General features: G+C 56.3%; 18 protein-coding genes, 2 tRNA genes and 6 pseudogenes. 15 read left to right on the forward strand and 11 right to left on the reverse strand.

Annotated features, from left to right (window positions below; translation table 11 throughout):
* The first annotated feature begins 102 nt into the window (after positions 1–102).
* The 4 genes and pseudogenes from AAYR33_08940 (at position 103) to AAYR33_08955 (ending at position 4381) form a co-directional block, all read left to right on the forward strand.
* A complete protein-coding gene (locus AAYR33_08940) occupies positions 103–723 on the forward strand; it encodes a hypothetical protein (GenBank protein ID XAO71110.1) in 621 nt (206 codons plus the stop codon).
* A 220-nt stretch (positions 724–943) separates the two neighbouring features.
* The gene (locus AAYR33_08945) at positions 944–1222 is read left to right on the forward strand and encodes a hypothetical protein (protein XAO72448.1); all 279 of its coding nucleotides are present in this window, start codon (positions 944–946) and stop codon (positions 1220–1222) included.
* The gene (locus tag AAYR33_08950) at positions 1219–1845 is read left to right on the forward strand and encodes a PHP domain-containing protein (protein ID XAO71111.1); all 627 of its coding nucleotides are present in this window, start codon (positions 1219–1221) and stop codon (positions 1843–1845) included. The genes AAYR33_08945 and AAYR33_08950 overlap by 4 nt, the downstream gene beginning before the upstream one ends.
* Positions 1846–1984: 139 nt before the next feature.
* A pseudogene (locus AAYR33_08955) lies at positions 1985–4381 on the forward strand (error-prone DNA polymerase).
* Positions 4382–4471: 90 nt separating this feature from the next.
* Here AAYR33_08955 and AAYR33_08960 read toward each other — a convergent pair.
* Both AAYR33_08960 and AAYR33_08965 read right to left on the reverse strand, forming a co-directional pair.
* Positions 4472–4723 carry a DUF3297 family protein gene (locus tag AAYR33_08960; protein ID XAO71112.1) on the reverse strand — a complete coding sequence of 84 codons (252 nt, stop codon included), beginning with the start codon at positions 4721–4723 and terminating at the stop codon, positions 4472–4474.
* A gap of 71 nt (positions 4724–4794) precedes the next feature.
* Positions 4795–5493 (reverse strand): annotated as a pseudogene (locus AAYR33_08965) (lysophospholipid acyltransferase family protein).
* A gap of 148 nt (positions 5494–5641) precedes the next feature.
* Here AAYR33_08965 and AAYR33_08970 point away from each other — a divergent pair.
* The 10 genes and pseudogenes from AAYR33_08970 (at position 5642) to AAYR33_09015 (ending at position 11944) form a co-directional block, all read left to right on the forward strand.
* Positions 5642–5717, forward strand: a tRNA-Ala gene (locus tag AAYR33_08970).
* 436 nt (positions 5718–6153) lie between these two features.
* The gene (locus tag AAYR33_08975; GenBank protein ID XAO71113.1) at positions 6154–6444 is read left to right on the forward strand and encodes a phosphopantetheine-binding protein; all 291 of its coding nucleotides are present in this window, start codon (positions 6154–6156) and stop codon (positions 6442–6444) included.
* A 241-nt stretch (positions 6445–6685) separates the two neighbouring features.
* Positions 6686–6766, forward strand: a pseudogene (locus AAYR33_08980) (hypothetical protein).
* Positions 6767–6772: 6 nt separating this feature from the next.
* Positions 6773–7240, forward strand: a complete 468-nt coding sequence (locus AAYR33_08985; GenBank protein XAO72449.1) for a pentapeptide repeat-containing protein — start codon at positions 6773–6775, stop codon at positions 7238–7240.
* A 126-nt stretch (positions 7241–7366) separates the two neighbouring features.
* Positions 7367–7906, forward strand: coding sequence for a hypothetical protein (locus AAYR33_08990; protein XAO71114.1), 540 nt, complete (start codon positions 7367–7369; stop codon positions 7904–7906).
* Between the two features lie 491 nt (positions 7907–8397).
* Positions 8398–8952: a pentapeptide repeat-containing protein gene (locus AAYR33_08995; GenBank protein ID XAO71115.1), complete on the forward strand. Its 555-nt coding sequence runs from the start codon at positions 8398–8400 to the stop codon at positions 8950–8952.
* Positions 8949–9179 (forward strand): hypothetical protein, encoded by a 231-nt coding sequence (locus AAYR33_09000; GenBank protein ID XAO71116.1) that lies wholly within the window; start codon positions 8949–8951, stop codon positions 9177–9179. Before AAYR33_08995 ends, AAYR33_09000 begins: the two co-directional genes overlap by 4 nt.
* A 465-nt stretch (positions 9180–9644) precedes the next feature.
* A complete protein-coding gene (locus AAYR33_09005; protein ID XAO71117.1) occupies positions 9645–10319 on the forward strand; it encodes a pentapeptide repeat-containing protein in 675 nt (224 codons plus the stop codon).
* Between the two features lie 104 nt (positions 10320–10423).
* A complete protein-coding gene (locus AAYR33_09010; protein ID XAO71118.1) occupies positions 10424–11074 on the forward strand; it encodes a hypothetical protein in 651 nt (216 codons plus the stop codon).
* 117 nt (positions 11075–11191) lie between these two features.
* Positions 11192–11944, forward strand: a pseudogene (locus AAYR33_09015) (Hint domain-containing protein).
* Here the strand turns inward: AAYR33_09015 and AAYR33_09020 are convergent.
* From AAYR33_09020 to sdhC, 4 genes are read right to left on the reverse strand one after another with little or no spacing between them, the layout of a single operon-like run.
* A complete protein-coding gene (locus AAYR33_09020; GenBank protein ID XAO71119.1) occupies positions 11833–12618 on the reverse strand; it encodes a succinate dehydrogenase iron-sulfur subunit in 786 nt (261 codons plus the stop codon). The pseudogene AAYR33_09015 and the gene AAYR33_09020 overlap by 112 nt on opposite strands.
* 12 nt (positions 12619–12630) lie before the next feature.
* Positions 12631–14427 carry a succinate dehydrogenase flavoprotein subunit gene (gene sdhA, locus AAYR33_09025; protein ID XAO71120.1) on the reverse strand — a complete coding sequence of 599 codons (1797 nt, stop codon included), beginning with the start codon at positions 14425–14427 and terminating at the stop codon, positions 12631–12633.
* Positions 14424–14804: a succinate dehydrogenase, hydrophobic membrane anchor protein gene (gene sdhD / locus AAYR33_09030; GenBank protein XAO71121.1), complete on the reverse strand. Its 381-nt coding sequence runs from the start codon at positions 14802–14804 to the stop codon at positions 14424–14426. The genes sdhA and sdhD overlap by 4 nt, the downstream gene beginning before the upstream one ends.
* Positions 14801–15256 carry a succinate dehydrogenase, cytochrome b556 subunit gene (gene sdhC, locus AAYR33_09035; protein ID XAO71122.1) on the reverse strand — a complete coding sequence of 152 codons (456 nt, stop codon included), beginning with the start codon at positions 15254–15256 and terminating at the stop codon, positions 14801–14803. The genes sdhD and sdhC overlap by 4 nt, the downstream gene beginning before the upstream one ends.
* Before the next feature lie 198 nt (positions 15257–15454).
* Here sdhC and zapE point away from each other — a divergent pair, with 198 nt between their 5' ends.
* Positions 15455–16606, forward strand: a complete 1152-nt coding sequence (gene zapE / locus AAYR33_09040) for a cell division protein ZapE (GenBank protein ID XAO71123.1) — start codon at positions 15455–15457, stop codon at positions 16604–16606.
* A gap of 13 nt (positions 16607–16619) precedes the next feature.
* On the opposite strand, the gene AAYR33_09045 is transcribed toward zapE, so the two are convergent.
* The 5 genes and pseudogenes from AAYR33_09045 to AAYR33_09065 all read right to left on the reverse strand — a co-directional run bounded on the left by AAYR33_09045 (position 16620) and on the right by AAYR33_09065 (position 18989).
* Positions 16620–16695, reverse strand: a tRNA-Lys gene (locus AAYR33_09045).
* A gap of 68 nt (positions 16696–16763) precedes the next feature.
* Positions 16764–17643 (reverse strand): annotated as a pseudogene (locus AAYR33_09050) (ParB/RepB/Spo0J family partition protein).
* Positions 17640–18436: pseudogene (locus AAYR33_09055) on the reverse strand (ParA family protein). The pseudogenes AAYR33_09050 and AAYR33_09055 overlap by 4 nt, the downstream one beginning before the upstream one ends.
* A 3-nt stretch (positions 18437–18439) precedes the next feature.
* On the reverse strand, positions 18440–18844 hold the full coding sequence (locus AAYR33_09060; protein XAO72450.1) for an RsmG family class I SAM-dependent methyltransferase: 405 nt from the start codon (positions 18842–18844) through the stop codon (positions 18440–18442).
* Positions 18765–18989, reverse strand: a complete 225-nt coding sequence (locus tag AAYR33_09065; GenBank protein ID XAO71124.1) for an RsmG family class I SAM-dependent methyltransferase — start codon at positions 18987–18989, stop codon at positions 18765–18767. The genes AAYR33_09060 and AAYR33_09065 overlap by 80 nt, the downstream gene beginning before the upstream one ends.
* Positions 18990–19002 lie beyond the last annotated feature (13 nt).

Consider the following 19002-nt stretch of genomic DNA (forward strand, 5'->3'; position numbering starts at 1 on the left):
CCATCATGCCGTGCGCCTCGCTGGGCCTGCGGGACAAACCGCTGCAACCCCTGACGCCCACCCCCCTCCCTTATTATCCGGCGCAGTTTAAGGGAGCCGATCATGACGGCAGAGGCCATCGCCATGGAAGTCTTACTGGTGGAGATCTGTCCTCTTCTGCAGAAACGAGGCCAGGGGGTGCGGCGCCTTTCCCTCATTTGTGAGCGGGTGGACCGTGCCGCGCAATCCGTGTCAATTGTCACAGCCGAACCTGTCAATGATCCGGCTTATCTGCTGACCCTGCTCAAAAACTGTATCGCCCATATTGAACCAGGCTTCGGCATTGAGGCCATGCGCGTCCATGTCACTGAAGCGGCGCCTGTTTTACAAATGCAGCATGGCCTGCTGGCCGCAACATCAGATCATCAGGCCGCGCGATACCAGCCGTTTCTGGACCATCTGCATAATAAGCCGGGGGTGCGGGCAGTCTTCCGGCTTGTGCCAGCCCCCCTCCGTCATTCCGGAGCGCGCGCAGGCATGGCAGGACTGCCTGAGTGTCACGTCACGCGCTGGCGAGGATTTTCCCGTTTTTGCGCCCCGCCCCACCCGGCTGCTGCACCCGGCAGAACCCATACGCCTCGTAACGGCCGATATGACCATCATCGACAGCGTCACCCAGCCACAGGATGCGCCGCCGCGCAGCTTCCGTTGGCACGGGCCCATTCATCATATCCGTCCCGCTGAAGGCCCGGAACGCCTGCATGGGATGGTGGCACACAAACACGAAATATGGCGCAACACGCGATTACTGGCATGTGGAGGATGAAACAGGGGCGCGGCTTCTGGCTTTGTCGCCGTGGTGACGGTGTGCATCACTGGGCAGGGGACCAGAGCTGGTTTGTACATGGTCTTTTCTGAGATTTTTATTTCCCAACATCTGATTGCCGGGATATTTCATTTGACAATGGACAGCCTCACCTCCGCTTCGCCTGAAGATATCGGCTCAGCCCTGATGCATGCCCTGCGTTTCGATGCGCGCCGCCGCATCCACAACGCGGATGAGCTGATGGCCCGTCTCGTCGCCGTGCGCCTGGTTGCGCATCTGCAACGTTGCGGCTTCGTCATTTACACCAGAATACCGGCCCCACCGCATGGGCGCATCCCTGTGCAACCGGCACGAAACGCCGCCCCCGCCGCCCCGGAGGAAGTGGCACATGATGATGCGTTGGATGATTCCACGTGACGGAAAACTGTCTCCCGATGCCGCTTCAGGTTGCGACCCATTATTCCTTCCTGCGTGGCGCCAGTTATCCTTCCGAGCTTTTCACCACAGCCGCGGCAATGGGCTATAAAGCCATGGGGATCGCTGACCATCAGACGGTCGCCGGGCTGGTGCAGGCCCATTGCGCCGCCAGGGAGGCGGGGATCCGCCTGATCCCGGGCTGTTGCCTGCAACTGACGGATGGTACGATCCTGCTGGTCTACCCCAAGGACCGCACAGTATGGGCGCGACTGTGCTTCTGGTTGACACTCGGCTATAAACGCGGCACGCGTGAGACATTTGCACTCGATTGGCATGACCTCGCCCATCCCGCCGCCCCGCCGCCCCGCCGACACATCATGCGCCACCTACCGCAGCACATCCTGTCGCGGCAGGCGCAACGGGGACACACGGGCAAAATGACAACCCTGCCGATGCAGCACAATACCAGACGGATACAGACCAGGCTTATCCAAATGACAGTGGAGAGTTCTGCTTTATCCTGGTTCCGACGCCGCGGCCCTATCGCGCGCCACGCGACAGGGGGAGAAGACGCCGCCATCTGCGTTTCACAACTGCATCAGATGAAGGCCGCCTTAGGGTAGGAAGGCACGCCACATCATTTATTTCTGGCGTTGACGCGGCATTTCCATGGGGGTGACGGGCACAGACCGACCATGCTGGCTGATATGGCGCGGCGCACCCATATCCCGCTGATCGCCGCTGATGACGTTATGTACCAGGATGCGCCAGCTTTATGCGCATGATCCGGATGCACTGCAACGCACACAGCATATCGCCTCTTTATGCCGCTTTTCACTTGATGACCTCAAATATCAATACCCGCAGGAAAGCGACATGCCGGGGGAAACGCCGCAACAGGCGCTGGAGCGTCTGGTTATGGCCGCCACACCGCAATGCTATCCTTATGGCGCGCCTGAAAAAGTCCGCCAGCAGATCGCGCATGAGCTGGCCTTGATCGCGAAGCTGGATTACCCACCGTATTTTCTGACCGTCAACACAATCGTGCAATTTGCCCGCTCTCGCGGGATTGTCTGTCAGGGGCGGGGCTCAGCCGCGAATTCCGCCATATGTTATGTGCTCGGCATCACCTCAATCGACCCGGTCCAGAGCGGCCTTCTGTTTGAGCGCTTCGTATCGGCTGAAAGGCGGGAGCCCCCGATATTGATGTCGATTTTGAAAGTGACCGCCGGGAAGAAGTGATTCAGTGGATCTATCACCGTTACGGGCGGGGCCATGCCGCCTTGTGCGCCACGGTCCACCGCTACCGGGCCAAAGGCGCGTTGCGCGATGTCGGCAAGGCGATGGGGCTTTCGGCGGATCTTCTGTCGCTTTTATCGACGCATCTGGTCTCCGCCCTGGGTGACGATGCGCTCTTCTGGTCCCGCAGCGCCGAAATGGGGCTGGACCTCAGCGACCGGCGGATGGCGCTGACCGTCCATCTCGCCCGCCAGATCCTGGGGGTTTCCTCCGGCAATTAGGGACGCATCCCGGTGGGTTTGTCTTGACGCGTGACCGGCTCGATGGTCTGGTCCCGATCCAGCCTGCCGCGATGAATGACCGCCAGATTATCGTGTGGGACAAGGATGATATCGACCAGCTTCGTTTCATGAAAGTGGATATTCTGGGCCTCGGCATGTTGGGTTGCATCCGGCGCTGTTTCGAGATGCTGGCGGCGCATCGTTATCTGCAACTTGACATGGCCAGTATCCCGGCTGAAGACAAACCCACTTACGCCATGATCCGCAAAGCGGACACGCTGGGCACCTTCCAGGTTGAAAGCCGTGCCCAGATGGCGATGCTGCCCCGCCTGAAACCCACCACGTTTTACGACCTCGTCGTGCAGGTCGCCATCGTTCGGCCGAGGCCGAACGATGGCGATATGGTGCATCCTTATCTGCGTCGCCGTGAAGGGCTGGAGGCAGCCACATGCGCCTCACCCACCCTGGAAAACATATTGGGCAAAACGTTGAGTGTCCCGCTTTTTCAGGAACAGGCCATGCAGATCGCCATTCAATGTGCCGGTTTCACACCGGATGAGGCGGACGCTTTGCGCCGCGCCATGGCGACATTCAAATTTACGGGCGGAGTTTCCCATTTCCGGGATAAGCTGGTGCGTGGCATGATTGCGCGCGGCTATGGCCCCTCTTTTGCGGAACGCGTTTTTCCCAGCTTGAAGGTTTCGGCTCGTACGGTTTTCCGGAAAGTCACGCCGCGTCATTTGCGCGCATTGCGTATGTTTCCTGCTATCTGAAATATCATCATCCTGATATGTTCTGCGCGGCGCTGCTCAACAGCCAGCCCATCGGGTTTTACGCTCCGGCACAGATTGTGCGCGACGCGCGGGAACATGGTGTGGAGATCAGACCCGTCGACATCAACCACTCCCAATGGGATTGCATGCTGGGAGGGGCGGCCCGGCGGCCGACGCCACGCTGTCCGGCTGGAGATGCGTCTGGTCAAGGCACTGGCGCATGACGACGCAGCACGCCTGATTGCACGGCGCGTCCCGCTTTATGAAAATATCGCCGATGTCTGGCATCGGGCCGATGTGCCTCTGGCCGCGCTGGAGCATCTGGCCCAGGCTGACGCTTTTCGCAGCGTCATCCCGCACACGCAATCGCCCTGAAATCGCCTGTATTGAACCGCCCGTCACGCTGCCCCCATCCCGCCGCAGCGCGATGTGCACGCGGATTACCATACGACATCCTCAGCCTGAAGGCCCACCCCTTTACCTTTATCCGCCCGGCCCTAACAAAACGCCGCATCCTGCTCTGCGGTGCCCTTGCCGAAAAGCGGGATGGCCAGCGTGTCTCGATCGCCGGGCTGGTGCTGATGCGCCAGCGCCCCAGCACGGCAAAGGGGGTGATGTTCATCACCATTGAGGATGAAACCGGTTTTGCCAACCTGATCCTCTGGAAAAACCGTATTGAGGCCCAGCGTGCCATTGTCATCGCTGCGGGCGCGCTGATCTGCCATGGGATTTTACAACGTGAAGGCGAGGTGACGCATATTGTCGTTGAACGTCTGGAAGATGCCGGCCCCCTGCTGCGTCCCGAACTGGAAGAGGGCGAGATACAGACGACCTCGCTCAAATCCCGCGTGCGCAATTTTCAGTGACGCCTTTTTAGGGGAATGCTTTGCCGGAGCCGCTTCAAGGGCGGGCACAGCCATATGGCAGCATCTCAAGCGTCCAGGACATCTCCCGACTTACGCTTTCTCACCATCTCCCTTGATCCAGACCTCGATTTTCCCGGACACTTTGATGGTCATCGGGCGGCCGCGGCGGTCCAGCGTGCGGCCGACAGCGAGGCGGACCCAACCTTCGCTGATGCAATATTCCTCCACATTGGTCCGCTCCTCACCGTTGAGGCAGACGCCAATGCCTTTACCGAGGATGGCTTCATCATAAAACTTGCTATCCGGGCTTGAACAAAGCCGGTCAGGCAGGGCATCACTCATTCTTAACTCCTTTTCTGCCGGGCGATGCCGGCGATCGGCGCGCGGTTCGGTAGACTTAACGGTGTCTCCCGTCAGATGCGCTCCGCCTTTTCTTCCATCAGGGGATGCCAGCCCGTCAAGCCATCGACATTCTGACGCAACTGCGCTGCGCCTTCCGCGACGACTTTAAAGGCGGCCTGTGCCAAAGCCTTGCGGGTTTTAAAATCCTCCGGCGCGAGCGGCTTGTGCATCAGGATTGAGACGCGCTTGCCCCGGTGTTTGACGAATTGCCAGATATGCGGCCCCAATTCCATATCCCCGTACCAGGCAAAAACACCGCGCCGACGACGATGAACGGACAAACCATCCAGCGTGTCGTAGGCGATGGAAACGGGCTGGACGAGGGGCGCCATCCCTTTCGGGAAAAGAATAAGATTATCGCCGCCGATCATCCGCGCCACCATATTGTCACGCTCCTGCGCGGTGGAACGTCGATGACGGCTGACGTAAATTGACCGCCCGATTTTGGAAACCAGCCCCATAATCGGCCATGATCGGATATCACGCTTGGCGACGAAAACAGAGTAAAACCGCACCCCAAGCACGGGAATATCAAGCCAGGAACAATGATTGGCAACGTAGGTGACGGGCCGCTCACCACGTACGCGCCCACGCCGCCCGCCCAATGTCCTGGCTGCCTGGCCGATCTGATTGATCTTGATGGAAAGGATGAGGCACATGCGGCGCCATATGATGCGTGTCCACCGGATTTTTGACGTCCCCGGCACCAGATTGTCACGAGGGCGAGGCGTAACGCCCCAGGACGCGATCAAGCCAGTCCAGCGTGTCATCTATCGCGACATGATCTTCGAGCGGCGGCAGAGCGCACAACTCATCTGTTGACAAGATGATAAAGCCGAGTATGTACCAGGCCTTCGTGGGGCTGTAGCTCAGTTGGTAGAGCGCCTCGTTCGCAATGAGGAGGTCGGGGGTTCGATTCCCCTCAGCTCCACCACGATATCCTCTGAGAACCCGTAAATCAAACGCCGAGAGCGCAGCTGTCGTGAAGATAAGCGCCCCGACATTCAGGCTTAAAATCACTACCAAAATATTAAAGTTAAATTTTCTTTAAAAGAATGTTGGCATTTACGTCAACTTACACCAAAAATTCTCTGTCTCTCAGACTCCAACTGTCGGCGTATTTTACTTTTCGAAAACTTGCTTCACCTTGATAACATCCCACATTTTCACCGAGTTCGACGTTACTCGTCGCGTAGCGCTCCAGCGACGACGGCGTTTACCATGTCCGGCGTCTAAAGGGTGCTTCAGGACTATTGTGCCGAGACGTTTAACCGCCGCGCGTACCTTGGATATTAGCTTTTTTAAAATTTTTTTACTGAACTATTTGACGATCCAATAAAACCTTTATCTTTTCAGTGGTGATGGGCTGAATGTCTAATCTCTTATTGATCGTTATCGATCAGTTGACGAAACACTTCAAAAATGAAGCAAATCTGATCACGGCGGATACGCGCCTTGTTGAGGATTTGCAGGCTGACAGCTTCGATTTCGTCGAGGTGGTTTTCGAGCTTGAAACACGGCTGGGTATCGTCATCCCTGACGATTTCTACACCAGCAAGCTCAAGACCGTCGACGATATCGTGATCGCTCTTGAGGAAGTTATCGCTCAGAAGCAGGCCGTTCTCAATGATTCGACTGCGGTCGAAAGGGCCGCCACGTGACGAAACGACATCGGGAGATTCACCGCGTTGCCGTGACGGGCGTCGGCATGTTGTCGCAGCTTGGTCATAATGTCGGTAGCTGGACGTCACTGTTTGAAGGGCGCGCTCATCTAACAAAGGTTGAGGCCGAGATGGGCGCCGCTTTCAAACAGCTTCTGACCGAGGATGCGCCTCTTAGCGGACGGGATTTTCCGGCAGCTCCTTCAATCACGCCACGCTCCATGCCTGCCGGTTTGACCAGGCGCGCCTCAACGGTGTCCACGCCATGGGCGCACAGTTCGCGCATTCTTCATTTAACGATGCGCAACTTTACGGCTCCATTCTGAAAATGGCGGATTTCAGTAATACTGATCTGACCCAGGCAAATTTCTGCGGGGCCTCCCTCGTCGAGGCTGATCTCCGGGGCGCGTCTCTCTCGAATACGCGTTTCGACGGTGCCGCTTTATCCGACGCGAAGTTTGAAAATGTTGATTTCGCGGCGGGATCTTTCGCGGGCTGTGCCCTGCGGGAAGCAAAGGTTGGGCATTTTCTATGGGGGAATCAAGATGTTTTCCATCCCCCCGTGACCTTTAGCGGCTCAGTCTTTCCAGTTCGGCTCTTCGAGGATTTTCTGATGATGGCGGGCACGATGTTCCCGCGTGATCAGATCGAAGGGGGCGACAGCGACGACGCAACACCGGCGGAGCTGACTTATTTACGAGAATATCGCGACCTATTGACGTTTTTCATGGATGCGCAGGTCAATGGCCGTTCCACCCATGGTCCGGATGATCCCAGCCTGACTGGGGTGCATTAACTGTCGTTACGCGACAACAACACATCGCTTCTATACGAATACTTGCAATTTCAGCGTCGGGCTGGCCCACGCCATCTTTTTTTATAAGTAAATTTCAAATTCGATATGCTTTAGGAGCGAGCAAAAATGAAGTATGAATGGATCGGCGGCTTCAAATGCGGCGTCGTCGATAGTAGCACCTCGGCAGTTAACAATCAGTCTTTGGACGAGGGCAAGGGCGCCGTTTTCAAATCAGGCGGTAAAGGCGATAGTAATACGCTTAATGGCCGTCGACTTTATCTGCAGGGTGGCCACGTCTCCAATTCCTATGTCAATTACGGATATGTCAAGACAAGCGGCGGTACGCTTAATGGTATTCAGATGTTTGGCGGAAAAGCGGTTATTAATGCCGGGACAACGCTGCAAGGGGATATCACCGTCAACGGGTCGGCCAAAGCCGCTGTCGGTGAAAATGGCTATGTTTACACATCGGGTAATATAAGGATTTACGCGAAGTCGGGAAGGGTCTTCATCAATCAGATTGGCGCCGCAACGATATATCTTTATGCCGCAGCCGCCGTTTACGTGACAAAAGCGCAGCGCTTAAATCCCTTACGGTCACGTCAAATTCCAGCAACTACTCTTTCGACATCACCGATCTTGATCCGACGACAATCGTTGGCGTGACGCGCTCAAGCGGTAAACTCGTGATTCACACGACGAATGGTAACGTCACGATCAATGGCAACCTTCAGGGATATCAATTCAAACCTGACGGGAAGGGTGGAACAATATCGAGGATGGCTGCTCACACTGGACAAATGGCAAGGGCATTATCCCCCTGGCCCGGGCACCAAAATCCTGCGGTAAAAAAGAGCTCGAACTCGCCATCGCCTTCCCAGACCGCGAAGAAGTCGCTTTCTGAAACAATCAAAAACAGACCGCGCGTCAAAAACGCGGTCTGTTTTACCGAGCCCATTATTCTTGGAATGAATGGTCAATTTCCATAGAGAGCGCGTTGATTGGACGATATCGCTCGATTTGTGAAGCACGATGCCTGTCTCAGGATGAGATTAAGCCTTGTCATGATCAGAATGGGGTGATTTTATAGCGCGCCCCTTCATCATGATGCAGGTCGATTACTCTTCTGAGATCGCGTCATCCGCGGAAGAACCGCCATGTGCTTCGATATACTTCACAAATTTTCAGGGAAGCCCGTCGCCTCTGTCGCACGTCCGCTGGAGGACGTCACGGAGGATTTGGGCAGGTGTCGCGGTGCGGCTGTTCAACAATGCGCCCAACTTGGCCAAAATCTCATCGATGCAGATCTTAGGGGCGTCTCCTGCCGCCATGCAGATTTAAGGGGACAATGCTTCATCGGCTGTATTCTGGATGACGCGGATTTCAGCGGCGCCTCTTTGCAAGACGCCGACTTCTCGGGCGCCTCCCTCATGCGCGCGCGGTTTGACGATGCGTCACTCTCCGGCGCGCGTTTTCTCAACACCAATCTCACCCGAGCAACGTTCATACGCGCCGATCTTCTGACGACATCGCTGGTCGGCGTCACGCTGAGCGACGCCGATTTCTGCGATGCACATCTGACGGCAGCGCGCTTCGACGGCGCAGACTGCACGCGCGCCAATTTTCATCAGGCGGATCTGAGTCATAGCTCCTGGGGGGGCCGACGCGGTGCATCAATGCGCGCTTTCAGGAAGCCACCTGGGACAGAATGAAGTTTGAGGGTCATCCCGTCCAACTTGATGGCTTTGGCTGTAACGTCGTCTTGTTGGGCGATAACGTGCTTGTTGACGGGCAAGTCATGTCCGTCAAGGACACGCTCAATATCTCGACGCAAGAGGCCCTCTCCGCGGGAAGCCTCTTCTGGCTTCGCTTCCTCACGCGTTTCAGGCAGATCTATCCATTACTTCCCGCTGACCTTATTGACACGCCAAGTGTTTGAATAAACAGGATGAATTCAGGTAAAAGCCAGCCTTGGCGGCGTTAACGCGGCCTCCACAAAAATCATTCTCGACTTTAAATAGCTGGAAATTGCAGTATGACACTTGCGTGGCGGCGTGAGCGGCGTAAGAAGCGGCCATTCTCGCCTGTCAGACTCAAGCTGAAACGTCAAGGCCATGCGGAAAGAGGACCGATCTATTGTGCGACGTTAAACGTAGTACTCATGTACTCATTTTTATAGAGCGCGCCAAATCTGAATCGAATCCTAATTTTCCGTTTGTTCGACAGCATTCTTTCATGTTATCGATTATCTAACGAATCTCTAAACCAACATGTATTATTTAAGACTATAGAAGAATGAATCAAGATGTTTTTCCTTCCATTCACCGGCCTTAATCTCGGTTCTTGACCAAGTAATTATGTAATAGAACTTAGTAAAAATCGTCACGGGCAGCTTCTAAAATTTTTGAAACTGACGGATTGCTGTGTGGTTCCGCATGCCTGTCATGTTGTCGTGGCGGCAGTAGATGAGGTGCGTAGTGTGTTGTTTTACTTCCTTCGCAAAACTCCAGATCAACCCCGCCAGTTTGTCCTGGCTGAGGATGAACGATCACCCGCCTACACGACCTTTGAAAACGCATCACCTCATAACACGACGTTGGTCAGCCGGGATCTCCGACGCGTTTTTCTACATGATGCGGATCTCTATGGCCGCGACCTAACGAACGCAGATTTACGCGGGGCAAATCTGTCAGGGGCAGATCTCGCAGGTGCGTCTCTCGTCAATGCGTGTCTCACGGGCGCCGACCTCTCTTACGCATCCTTCGTTGGCGCGGACCTCTCCGATGCGGACCTGACGGGCACCATGGCGCGCGGGGCTGATTTTCGCGATGCGACGCTGACGAATACGCGATTTATCGGCGCCGTCTGCACTTCGGCGCGTTTCGGCGGGCAGGACCTGGCACGCACGGACTTCTCCGGTGCCGTCATGACAGAATTGCGTTTTTCCCCCGCATTTTGGGGAGAGCAGGTGATCTTCGACATGCCGATCAGTTTTTCAGACGGGGAGCGGCGCATCTCCTTCGTCAATGGGCGGGTGATGCGAGACGCGAGACGCGCCCCCCGCATCTTCAAACCGTGACCCCCATGTTGCGGAAAGCTCAAGGCCGTCAGCAAATGAGCCCGCCCCGATGAAAGCCGACCCTGCGGCAAAAACAATCATTATCGAAGAGAGGACTTGAAGTCATGGCAACAACTTGGATCGTGTTGCCCGGAGATAACGGTACAGGATGGAATAAATGGGTCAATGGCGGCGATGCATTGATTTTCCAACCGAAGACTGTTGGTGGAAATATCACCGTCAATGGTGGCGGTCGTGTGCAGTTAAACGCAGATGTGATCATTCGCGGACTCACCATAAATGATGGAGACGTTTACTCCTCAGGCCAGGGGCCGACGATTGATGGTTTGACGATCAATGGCGGCAGGTTTCAGATGACGGCCCGCACCACGCTGCTCAATAACATCACCCTCAACTGGGGTGACTCAGTCTCGTGGGCCGGCGGGCCTGTTTACTATAATGCCTCAACAATTTTGATGATCAACGCGGGCAAAATGAGGATGCCAACCCCGGAGGTCCTTGATAATTCCGGCCCTCTGCGCGTCAATCTTGGCTCCGGTGGGCACTTTGAAACCTACGCTAAAGATCTTGATCATTATTACTTCAACGTTACGGGCGACTCATTTAACATCGATATCATCGACCTGAAATATTGGGGCAAACAGGTCAGCAGTATCACGCCGAATTCATCCGGCATCACCATCCATCTCACCAACGGAAATTCTCTGACCTTGAACGGTAATTTCCCCCGGGGTGCAATGGAGGGCGGGCCCTGAGGGCGGTATTGGGATCTTCGCCTGTTTCGCTGAAGGCACTTTCATCCAAACTCCTGACAGAAACCGCCGTGTTGAGGAGCAGGCTGTCGGGGATGCCGTCTCACGCAGGACGGCCCGCGTCAGATTACCTGGGTTGGCCGCAAGACGCTCAACCTCCACGGTGCCATCCCGGATGAAAGCCTTCTTGTGCATATACGGCCCCATGCTTTCGGGGACCAGCAACCCGCCCGTGACCTCTGGATCACGTCTGAGCACTGCGTCTGGGTGGCTGGCGCCATGATCCCGGTTCGGTGCCTGATAAATGATACCTCAATCACTTATGACCGGGACCGCCTGCACTACACTTATTATCACTTCACCCTGTCCGAATATGCCGTCATTTATGCGGAGAATCTGCCCACAGAGAGCTACCGTCCCAACGCGTCGCGCCAACGTTTTGACTCGGTTGAGCCGGATGCTTCTTCTGTTCCGTTCAACGCGCAACTTCCGCTCCTGCATTCGGCCGAGACTCTCAAGAATGTCTGGTCAATGCTTACTGAGAGAGCCGCGTCGCTTGGCTATGGTGGTCATGCCGCGCAGGATGCTTCCTCTTCCATCCGGGAAGTGAGACTGAGGACGGACACGGGAGAGGCAGTGACATTCATCTCCGCCAATGGCACGAGAGCGAAATTCTCCGTCCCGCCGCGCGCGAAATATCTCGTGATAGAAACGGATACAGCCCGCCCCAAAACAGGCATTTCTGGCGACGACAGGGCTGCCTACTTGGGCCCGCGCAAAACTTGTTTCTTCTTGATCTGCGCGATGGCTTTGGCCGGGTTGAGGCCTTTCGGACAAGTCTGCGTACAATTCATTATCGACCGACAGGCATAAAGCTTCATCGGGTCATCGAGATTTTCCAACCTTTCAACCTCATGCGTGTCACGGGAATCAACAATCCACCTTTGTGCCGCAAGCAAAGTCGCCGGGCCGAGATACTGATCCCCATTCCACCAATAAGAAGGACAGGAAGTCGTGCAGCAGAAACACAAAATACATTCCCACAATCCATCGAGTTTTTCGCGGTCCGCAATGGATTGATGCCGCTCCTCATCTTTCGGTGCAGGGGTCTCATTTTTCAGCCAGGGCTCAATGACTTCCAGCTGCTTATAGGCCCCGTTCAGGTTGGGAACCAGATCCTTGACGACCGGCATGTGCGGAAGCGGGTTGATGGTCACCACGCCTTTGATGCTCTCAATAGGCTTGAGGCAGGCAAGCGTATTCTCGCCATCGATATTCATCGCGCATGATCCGCAAATACCTTCACGACAGGACCGGCGGAAGGTCAGGGTCGGGTCAACCTCATTTTTGATGAAGAGCAGCGCATCGAGAATCATGGGGCCGATTTTGTCAAGGTCCAGCTCGTAACGATCCATCCGCGGCGTCTCGCCTGCATCCGGTGACCAGCGATAAACCTGGAAGAACCGACGATTCTTTGCCCCCGCCGCCGCAAGAAATGTTTTCCCCTGGGTGACTCTGCTCTCCTCGGAAAGCCGTAATTCAGCCATCGCGACCTCTCCTTAGTAAACGCGCTTTTTAGGGGGGAAGACCTCAACGTCATCCGTGAGGGTTTTAAGGTGCACCGGCCGATAAGTCAGCCGGACGCCGCCCTGCGCGTCGAGGTAGGAAACTGTGTGCTTCATCCAGTTCTTATCGTCACGCTCTGGATAATCGTCATGGGCGTGGGCCCCGCGCGACTCATGGCGGGCATGGGCGCTTTCGATTGTGACAGTTGCATTGGCGAGGAGGTTCTGATATTCTAGCGCCTCCATCAGGTCGCTATTCCAGATCAAGGAGCGATCTCGCAGAGCCACTTGCTGACTATCCTTCCAGAGGGCGCGTATTTTATCGCAGCCTTCCGACAGGGACTTGTCGTTTCTGAACACGGACGCATGCGCCTGCATGGTGCACTGCAGGCGCTCCCGCAATTGTGCGACCGTATATGTCCCATCAGCGTGGCGCAATTTGTCGAAAGAGGCGATGATTTTTTCGACCTCCGCCTCCGGCGCCGACGACACGGGAAGTTTGGGGTCGATCTGCTCCGCCGCCCGCCGCGCGACCGCACGCCCGAACACGATGAGATCAAGCAGCGAATTTGTCCCGAGCCGGTTCGCACCATGCACGGAGACACATGCCGCTTCACCCGCCGCCATCAGGCCGGGGACAATGTGATCGGGGTCGTCCTCCGTCGGGTTGATAACCTCGCCATGTATCGTGGTCGGCACGCCCCCCATATTGTAATGCACGGTCGGCAGGACGGGTGCAGGCTCCCGCGTGACATCAACGCCAGCAAAAACACGCACCGTCTCCGAGATGCCAGGCAGGCGCTGATGCAAAAGGTCAGCGCCCAGATGCTCAAGATGAAGCATGATATGGTCTTTATTCGGACCGCATCCCCGCCCCTCATTGATTTCAATGGTCATGGCGCGTGAGACGACATCTCGAGATGCGAGATCTTTCGTTGTGGGCGCATAGCGCTCCATGAAGCGCTCACCATCCGCATTGGTCAGATAACCGCCTTCGCCACGGCACCCTTCTGTCAGCAGGCATCCAGCAGGGTAAATCCCTGTCGGGTGGAACTGCACAAATTCCATGTCCTGCGTCGGTAACCTCGCGCGCATCGCCAGGCCGCCACCATCACCGGTGCAGGAATGCGCCGCCGTGCAGCTTAAAAACGCGCGGCCATAACCACCCGTGGCGAGCACAACCATTTTCGCGCTGAAGATGTGGATCGTGCCATCATCCAGGCACCACGCCACAATACCGCGACACTGACCCGCCTCATCCATAATGAGGTCGAGCACGAAGAACTCGACGTAAAATGAGACCTTGTGCTTCAGGCCTTGCTGGTACAGCGTATGCAGAATAGCGTGCCCCGTACGGTCTGCCGCCGCGCAGGCGCGCGGCACGGGGGACTGCCCGAATTCCCGCGTGTGACCGCCAAAAGGGCGCTGATAGATGCGACCATCCTCAGTGCGAGAAAAAGGCACGCCCAGATGTTCCAGCTCCTTAACCGCGCTTTCCGCCTCACGACACATAAATTCGATAGCGTCCTGATCCCCGAGCCAATCTGAGCCCTTAACGGTGTCATACATATGCCACCGCCAATTATCCTCCTCCATATTGCCGAGAGCCGCGCCGATCCCGCCCTGCGCGGCCACCGTGTGGCTACGCGTTGGAAACACTTTGGTGACGCACGCTGTGCGCAGCCCCGCCGCCCCCATACCGAGCGTGGCGCGCAACCCCGCACCACCCGCACCCACCACGACGACATCATATTCGTGACGGATCACGCGATAAGAATCGGAGATCGTCATTTATCCGCCCCCGCCCTGCTTTGGCGTCGCAGCTGCAAAAGGGACAGCACGACGCTCAACACAAACCCCACACAGAAAACGCGGGTCAGCGCCTTAGCCGCTTTTTGTCGCGCACCCCTGAAGTAATCGCCGATAATTACCTCCAGCCCCAATTGCATGTGGCGCGCCGCGAGCCCAACCATAAGCGCCAGGGCAATAATGTGACGCGGCCTGCCAAACCATGCGACGAGGACATCTCGCGATTTTCCGATCGCGTTGAAAGCGAACAGGCTGGTCCAGAGTGTCAGTGGTATCAGCATGACCGCACTCGCACGCTCCTGAAGCCAATGCGGGCGTCCTTTTTTGTGAGGGTGTTCTTCAGCTTGGGTTTTCATCATTCAGAACCTCTGCGACGTCTTGCGCGCATTGTCAGACTTCCGAGGACGATGGTCGTCATCATCATTGTCATCATTAGGGCGCGCGGGCCGTCTTTGTTGATCTGCGTTTTTTCCAGCCGGTGCGCATCATCCCAGATAAGGTGACGTAAACCCGCCACGAGATGATAAATGGAGGCGGCGCACCACCCGGCCAATGTCAGCCGCGCAACCGGGTGACGGAGCAGTGCATTGGATCTTTGGTAAGCAACCCCACCACGTGCGAGGCCACGCAGCCAGTAGGCAAACACTCCTAACCCTGCAGTCGAGGCCACCCCGGCAAGGCGGTTGCCGATCGACATCAACATGGAAAGGCGGAATTTATAAATTGTCAGATGAGGGGATTTCGGCCGCCGTACCCGGTTACCTTCAGAATTGACACCTTCATAAAGGGAGTCGCGGCGATCAGTCACCATCGTTACACTCTCAACCTGCCGTCATGGGATGGCCAACATACATCGGTGACGCCACAGCGTCACCCGTTACACAGCATTTGTGATGCGAAAAACGCTAAAGAATCCCTAATGAATCGCCCCTCACCCTTTACGCTGGCGGGGTGGGTTGATACCGGTCAAAGGGTCAGGCGATAAACGGAACGTCATGAGCATTTCATAATGAAGGATTTAATAATGCATAATGGCGCGACGCCCACGCCCGGCGGACTCAAAGCACTTTATCGCGAGGCGCTGGCTTTCGGTCGATTGGAGCCGGATGCGACCCAGGCCCAATGTGTCGATGCGCTGGACGCATTCGGGCATGAGGCGACGCAGCAGAAATCCCATGCAACCACAGGACTGCGCTCAGCGATCAGAAGACGCATCACGCGCGCTGCGCCGGGCCGCGGCATCTACCTTTTGGGGGAGGTGGGACGCGGCAAAACCATGTTGATGGATCTGTTCTTTAAGAGTCTCGATTTCCGGCAGAAGCGGCGGGTGCATTTTCATGAGTTCATGCAGGAAATCCTGAGGGCTCTGAACAGTCCCCAATTGCGCCAAAAACGTTATGATGATCCGTTGGCGGAACTCGCCCAGCATAATCGCGTCCTTTGCTTTGACGAGTTTCAGCTTAATGACATGTCGGACGCTGTCGTCAATCTCCGCATAATCGACCTGCTTCTGACGGCGGGCGTCCATATTGTGATGACATCCAACACCCATCCGGATGCGTTGTTGCGCCATAATCGCCAGGCCCAAACGACCGTCCGCCCACTCATCACTCAAATTATGGCGCATGTATGCGTCATCACGCTGGCCGCGCAGCGTGATTATCGACGCGCGCGTGACATGGCTGAAAATGCCTGGCGCGTGCCTCCGGACGCGGAAAGCCGCAAGATTTTCTCGCGGCTTTTTGAGGAATTCTCCTCATCCGCGCCGTCGAAGGCGCATCTCCAGATCGGCTCACGTCAATTCCCGATCGCCTGTAGCGGGGACAAGGTGGCGCGATGTCAGTTTGCGGAACTCTGCTCCGTCATGTCTGGCACGGCGGAGTTTCTGGCGCTGGCCGCGCGCTATCCCGTGGTGATGATCGAAGCCATCCCGCAACTTTCCCCTGATCGCTATGATGAGGCGCTGCGTTTCATCCGTTTGATCGACGTGCTTTATGAGAACGGAACGCGTCTCTATGCGTCCTCTGACGTATGGCCAGAGGATCTCTACCCGGCGGGGGGGGGGAATGTAACGGCCTTCCAACGCACAATATCTCGCCTTGAGGAGATGCGCTCACGCTCATGGCACGACCGGCCCGGTATGTCCGTATCCAAAGGGTGAGATGACCGGTCAATGGTGGGCGCACTAGGGCTCGAACCTAGGACCCGCTGATTAAGAGTCAGCCGCTCTACCAACTGAGCTATGCGCCCATTGACGTGTTGTCGTGGGGAAGGATTTTAACAGCACGTTGCCCCATCGACAAGCCAGATGCGTCTTTTTACGGTTTCAAAAGACGCATCAGATTTTCAAACTGGTCCAGACTGCGGTAATCCAGACGCAAATACCCACCTTTGCCATCATAGGCGATTTTGACCTTAAGCCCGAGATGGCGCGCCAAACCACTTTCGAGACGGATAATCTCATCGTTACGCGGTGTTTGCCGCCGCAGCTTGACGTTGGTTGAGGTGACCTGCTTCGCCAGCGCCTCCGTCTGGCGCACATTGAGATGCCGGGCGATAACGATGGCCGCGCCGGAGATCGGGTCCGGATGCGCCAGAAGCGCGCGCATGGCCCGCCGTCAGCTTGCCGGATTTGACAAGCTGTCGCACCCTGTGTGGCAGATTAAGGATACGCAACGTATTGGCGATATGGGAGCGCGACTTTCCGATGGCGTCGGATAATTCCTCCTGCGTCAAGGCGAAATCTGTCTGAAGTCGCCGGAGCCCCTCTGCTTCTTCGATGGCGTTGAGATCGGCGCGTTGCAGGTTTTCAACCAAGGCTGCCACCATGGCGTCCGCATCATCAAAGTGGCGTATGTGCACCGGCACTTCATGCAGGCCCGCCCGCTGGGCCGCACACCAACGACGCTCACCGGCGATAATCTGGAAAGTATTTTCCTGATTCAGCATCGGACGCACGAGAATTGGCTGGAGGATGCCGCGCGTCCTGATGGACTCCGTTAACTCGACAAGGTCCGTTTCATCAATCGCCTGGCGCGGCTGGAAGCGCGCGGGTTCGAGTTGGTCCACCCCCCCCAGCACCGACATGTTCTGCGTGCGCTCAGTCACTTCCTCAGACGGCTGAGCGGGGCCTTCCTGATCATCACCCAAAAGCGCGGCCAGGCCGCGGTCGAGTCGGAGTGGGGGAGATTTCTTCATGCCGGTTGATCTGCCTTTACTTTCAAGCAACGTCGTGAGAGCTCTTCCGCCAATGCCGTGTAGGCAACGGCACCGCTGCTCCGTGCATCATAATCAAAGATGGAGCTCCCGTGGCTCTGCGCTTCAGAGATACGGATATTGCGGGGGATAAGCGCCTCAAGAACTTTATCGCCGAAGAAACTGCGCGCATCGGCCGCCACGAGTTCGGAGAGATTATTACGTCGGTCATACATTGTCAGCACAATGCCCGAAATCGTTAAGGAAGGGTTTAACGCTTTACGAACACGGTCAATCGTCCGCGTCATTTGCGTAATGCCCTCAAGCGCGAAAAACTCGCATTGCAGCGAAATAAGCACACCCTGCGCTGCGACGAGCGCATTAAGTGTCAGCAGGCCCAGACTCGGCGGACAATCCACGACGATTACGTCATAAGCACTGCCCACCACGTCGACGACATCCTTTAGGCGGCTCTCACGCCGGTCCTTCATGGTCAGTTCGATCTCCGCGCCCGCCAGGTCATTATCCGCAGCGATGATATCGAGGTTTGGGACCATGATTGGACGCGACAGGGCGGCGGCGTCTTCGTTTTGGATCAAGGCAGCATAGGCGCCATGACTGCGCCGGTCATAACCCACGCCGAGGTCGGTTGAGGCGTTCCCCTGCGGGGGTCAAGATCGATCAGCAGGACACGCCGCGTTTCAGCGAGAGCCGCTGCCAGATTGATGGCGGTTGTCGTTTTGCCCACACCGCCTTTTTGATTGGCGACGGCAATCACGTAAGCTTTGTCATTCATCTTTTATTCCGGCTCTTTGAATGTGAGAGACTTTAAATATGACGCCCTCAGGGCGAGCGGGTTCATTAACAATCTCAACGCGCATATCCCATATTCGTCGCGCATTGTGCAATTCTTCGTCGACGTTTTTCCCTTCAGAAAAAGGGCAACGCCATCGGGCTGAAGAAGCGGAACCGACCAGCCAATCAAACGTTCCAACGGCGCCAGGGCACGTGCCATCATGATCGGCGCAGGCGGCAAAGAAACTCTTTCAATACGGTTACAGATCACTTTTGCGTTGACCGCACAGGCGCGCGCCGCTTCACGAAGAAATGCACATTTCCTCTGGTCAGACTCGACTAACGTGATGTCGATTTTGCACGCTATGCCGAGAACAAGGCCAGGAAAAACCCCCTCCCGATCCGAGATCGATGATGCGACTTCCCGAGGGGATCAAAGGCATCAGGCGCAGGGAGTCAGCGATATGCCGCGTCCATGTATTCTGTGCGTCGCGCGCGCTGACCAGATTAATGCGTGCATTCCACTTGAGCCGAATTGACTCAAAATGCCGCAAGCGGGTTATTTTG

This window comes from Acetobacteraceae bacterium (assembly GCA_039613835.1).
GTDB lineage: Bacteria > Pseudomonadota > Alphaproteobacteria > Acetobacterales > Acetobacteraceae > Sorlinia.

Excerpts from the sequence above, each read along its gene's own strand:
- AAYR33_08940 (XAO71110.1), top strand. The coding sequence starts at position 103 with ATGACGGCAGAGGCCATCGCCATGGAAGTCTTACTGGTGGAGATCTGT.
- AAYR33_08945 (XAO72448.1), top strand. The coding sequence starts at position 944 with ATGGACAGCCTCACCTCCGCTTCGCCTGAAGATATCGGCTCAGCCCTG.
- AAYR33_08960 (XAO71112.1), bottom strand. The coding sequence starts at position 4,723 with ATGAGTGATGCCCTGCCTGACCGGCTTTGTTCAAGCCCGGATAGCAAG.
- AAYR33_08975 (XAO71113.1), top strand. The coding sequence starts at position 6,154 with ATGTCTAATCTCTTATTGATCGTTATCGATCAGTTGACGAAACACTTC.
- AAYR33_08985 (XAO72449.1), top strand. The coding sequence starts at position 6,773 with ATGGCGGATTTCAGTAATACTGATCTGACCCAGGCAAATTTCTGCGGG.
- AAYR33_08990 (XAO71114.1), top strand. The coding sequence starts at position 7,367 with ATGAAGTATGAATGGATCGGCGGCTTCAAATGCGGCGTCGTCGATAGT.
- AAYR33_08995 (XAO71115.1), top strand. The coding sequence starts at position 8,398 with ATGTGCTTCGATATACTTCACAAATTTTCAGGGAAGCCCGTCGCCTCT.
- AAYR33_09000 (XAO71116.1), top strand. The coding sequence starts at position 8,949 with ATGAAGTTTGAGGGTCATCCCGTCCAACTTGATGGCTTTGGCTGTAAC.
- AAYR33_09010 (XAO71118.1), top strand. The coding sequence starts at position 10,424 with ATGGCAACAACTTGGATCGTGTTGCCCGGAGATAACGGTACAGGATGG.
- AAYR33_09020 (XAO71119.1), bottom strand. The coding sequence starts at position 12,618 with ATGGCTGAATTACGGCTTTCCGAGGAGAGCAGAGTCACCCAGGGGAAA.
- sdhA (XAO71120.1), bottom strand. The coding sequence starts at position 14,427 with ATGACGATCTCCGATTCTTATCGCGTGATCCGTCACGAATATGATGTC.
- sdhD (XAO71121.1), bottom strand. The coding sequence starts at position 14,804 with ATGATGAAAACCCAAGCTGAAGAACACCCTCACAAAAAAGGACGCCCG.
- sdhC (XAO71122.1), bottom strand. The coding sequence starts at position 15,256 with ATGGTGACTGATCGCCGCGACTCCCTTTATGAAGGTGTCAATTCTGAA.
- zapE (XAO71123.1), top strand. The coding sequence starts at position 15,455 with ATGAAGGATTTAATAATGCATAATGGCGCGACGCCCACGCCCGGCGGA.